Raw genomic sequence first — 3,005 nt, forward strand, 5'->3', positions numbered from 1 at the left:
CGCCGACCCAGGCGGCGTCCGCCGGCGGCACGCGAAACGACAGGCGCGAGTCGGCGGTGCGCGCGCCGACCGCCGCCACCAGGTCGAGCTGGCGCTGCACTTCATGCCGCACGTATTCCTGCGGCTCCGGATCGCGCACCCAGTGCGTCAGCAGCCGATACGGATTCTCGTGGCAGTGCGCCAGCCGCAGCGGGATGCGCGCCAGGTGGCACAGCATCGCCGCCGGCAGCGGATTCTGGCTGTAGACGGTGAAGATGACGGCGGCATCGAAGCGGCGCCGCCGCAGCTGGCGGATCATCGCCATGTCGTGCCGCACGTCGTGCGCGGCGCTGCTTTTCAGCCAGGGTGCGGCATAGGCGATGGCGTCGTCGAGTTCGGGGATGAAGGGAGCGGCTTGCGCGCCGCCGGGCGAGGTCAGCAGGGTGAGGCGGCTGTGGGGCAGCGATTGCTTCAGCGCGCGCAGCGCCGGCGTCGTCATCAGCACGTCGCCCAGGTAGTCGAGCCGGACGCACAGGATGTTCCTGGCCTGCTGCCAGGCGGGTTCGCTCATGGGCTGAGCGCGTCGCTGCTGCGCGCGCCGTGGATGGGGGCGGCCGGCATGACCGGTGCGCTGTCCGCGCCGGGCCGCCCGTCCAGTTCCGCGATCATGGCGGCGGCGGCGTACAGGTCGGGCGCAGTGAGGTGCGGCGTGCGCAGCGCCGAGGTCTTCCACTCGGTTTCGTTGCCGTTGTCGATCAGGACGGTGCGGCAGCCGGCGCGGCGGCCGGCCTCGACGTCGTGGAGGATGTCGCCGATCATCCAGGATTGGGCGAGGTCGATGCCGTGCGCGTAGGCGGCGCGAAACAGCATGCCCGGCATCGGCTTGCGGCAGGTGCAGGGAATCGCATAGCGGGCCACCGTGCCGTCGATGGCGTGCGGGCAGTAGTAGAAGCCGTCGAGCGTGACGCCGTACTGGGCGAGCAGCTCCTGCAGGCGCTGCTCGACCTGGACCAGCGCCGCTTCGGTGAACAGGCCGTGCGCGACGCCGGACTGGTTGGTGACGACGTACAGGGCGTAGCCGAGCTGCTTGAACAGCTGCAGGCCGGGGCCGGCGTGCCAGGTGAGCTGCAGCAGGCCGGGGTTGACGTTGTAGGGGACGTTTTCGACCAGGGTGCCGTCCTTGTCTAGGAAGATTGCGCGCATAGGTGGTTTTCTCGTTTTATCGCTGGCCTGTTCTTTTTCTTCGGTGATGCGATGCTGTCGGTTCTCCGTGGAGGCTTGCCGGGGGCGGCCCGGCAGCCGCTCACTTTTCTTGTCTCGCCAAGAAAAGTAAGCAAAAGAAGGGGGCCGCCGAGGTGCGACCGCGGTGAGCTGCCCCTGCGGGGTCCCCGGAAAATTGGACGCCGAAGCGGGAAGCGCGACAAACTCGCCCTGCGGGCTCAGACAAGTCGCGCTTCTAACTCCGCTTCGGCGTCCCATTTTCCGGCAGCTCACAGCGGAAAATGCAAATACAAAGAGCCTGATCAGGCCCTCTCCCGCAGGCGGGAGAGGGAAGCGGCTACGACTGATCACTGCCGCGTGTTCACTTCAATCACGGCCACGACGTCTCCTGCATCGGCAGCACCATGATCTCCGGGATCACCGTCTGCTCCGGCAGCATCAGGACCGATTTCACCGCGCGCGCGACGTTGGCCGGGTCTTGCAGCGTCGCGACGTCGATGTCGGGGAAGCGGTCGAGCAGGAAGGGGGTGCGCATGCCGCCGGCGACGACGGCGGTGACCTTGATGTTGTGCGGCCGCAGTTCGGCGTGCAGCGCATGCGACAGGCCCAACAGGCCCCACTTGCTGGCATGGTAGGCGCTGGCGTTCGGCCAGGCGCGCTTGGCGGCGGTGGAGGCGATGTTGACGATCTGGCCGGCGCGCTGCTTCTTCATGTGCTGCGCGGCGAATTTCGACAGCAGGAAGGGGCCGTACAGGTTGGTGCGCACCACGCGGTCCCAGTCGGCGTAGTCGAGTTCCTCGATCGGCAGGGTGACGTCGGTGCCGGCATTGTTGATCAGGATATCGAGCTTGCCGAAACGGTCGATCGTCTCGCCGATGGCGCGTTCGGCGGCGACCGGATCGCCGACGTTGAAGCCGATCGCATGGGTCTTGCCGGACGACGGCTCCAGCAGCGAGGCGACGGTCTGCGCCTTGTCCAGGTTGAGGTCGCCGACCACCACGTCGGCGCCGCAGGCAGCCAGCATGTGGCACAGCGCGGCGCCCAGGCCGCTGGCGCCGCCGGTGACCAGCGCGCTCTTGCCGGCCAGGTCGGCCGCTTCGGCCGGGTTGGGGGCATAGCTCGATACTTTAACGATGCTCAAGTGGGCCTCCTCCAAATCCAAAAGATGAACAAAGAATCTGCTGACTGCCGGCGCGCGCCTTCACGCGCCTTCACGTTTAATCTTCACGTTTAGCCTTCACTTAGCCTTCACGTTCAATGCTTCAGCTGCGCAGCCCGACTTCGGCCGCCGCGCTGCGGGTGCCGGTGGCGTAGCTCGGCGCCGGCTGCGTCACGCTTTCGTAGACTGCGGCGATCAGCGCGGCGACATTGCGCCAGGTGAACTGCTGATAGGCGCGCCGCATGCCGGCCCAGCCCAGCCGCTGCGCCACATGCGGATGGCGCTGCAGCCACAGCAGGCGTTCGGCCAGCGCGGCCGGATCGTTGGGCGGCACCAGGTAGCCGGTCTCGCCGTCGACCACGGTGGTCTTGATGCCGCCGACGGCGGTGCCGATGACCGGCGTGCCACAGGCCATCGCTTCCACCGGGGTGATGCCGAACGGTTCGTACCACGGGGTGGTGACGAACACGTTGGCCGCGCTGTAGTAGTAGCGCAGCTGGCCGCGCCGGCGCTGTCCGGTGAAGGTCACGGCGTCGGCGATGCCGAGTTCTTCGGTCAGCCGCATCAGCCGCCCCAGCTCCGGGGTGGCGGTCGGATCGGGCAGTTCGGAATTGCCGCCCACCACCAGCAGGCGCACCGGCACGTC

4 protein-coding genes are annotated in these 3,005 nt (G+C 67.9%); all 4 read right to left on the bottom strand.

Features of this window, described 5'->3' with window-relative positions; genetic code table 11:
* Positions 1-550 (bottom strand): glycosyltransferase family 9 protein (locus A6M56_RS13210; RefSeq protein ID WP_502686924.1); only part of this gene is annotated, 550 nt, incomplete at its 3' end.
* Positions 547-1,182, bottom strand: coding sequence for a D-glycero-alpha-D-manno-heptose-1,7-bisphosphate 7-phosphatase (locus A6M56_RS13215; RefSeq protein ID WP_286758161.1), 636 nt, complete (start codon positions 1,180-1,182; stop codon positions 547-549). The genes A6M56_RS13215 and A6M56_RS13210, both read right to left, overlap by 4 nt.
* Positions 1,183-1,570: 388 nt before the next feature.
* Positions 1,571-2,341 carry an SDR family oxidoreductase gene (locus A6M56_RS13220; RefSeq protein WP_286758162.1) on the bottom strand — a complete coding sequence of 257 codons (771 nt, stop codon included), beginning with the start codon at positions 2,339-2,341 and terminating at the stop codon, positions 1,571-1,573.
* A gap of 121 nt (positions 2,342-2,462) precedes the next feature.
* On the bottom strand, positions 2,463-3,005 hold a 543-nt coding region (locus A6M56_RS13225), incomplete at its 5' end, for a glycosyltransferase (protein ID WP_286758163.1).

This window comes from Ralstonia sp. RL (assembly GCF_001683835.1).
In the GTDB taxonomy this organism is placed as follows: Bacteria; Pseudomonadota; Gammaproteobacteria; order Burkholderiales; family Burkholderiaceae; genus Ralstonia; species Ralstonia mannitolilytica.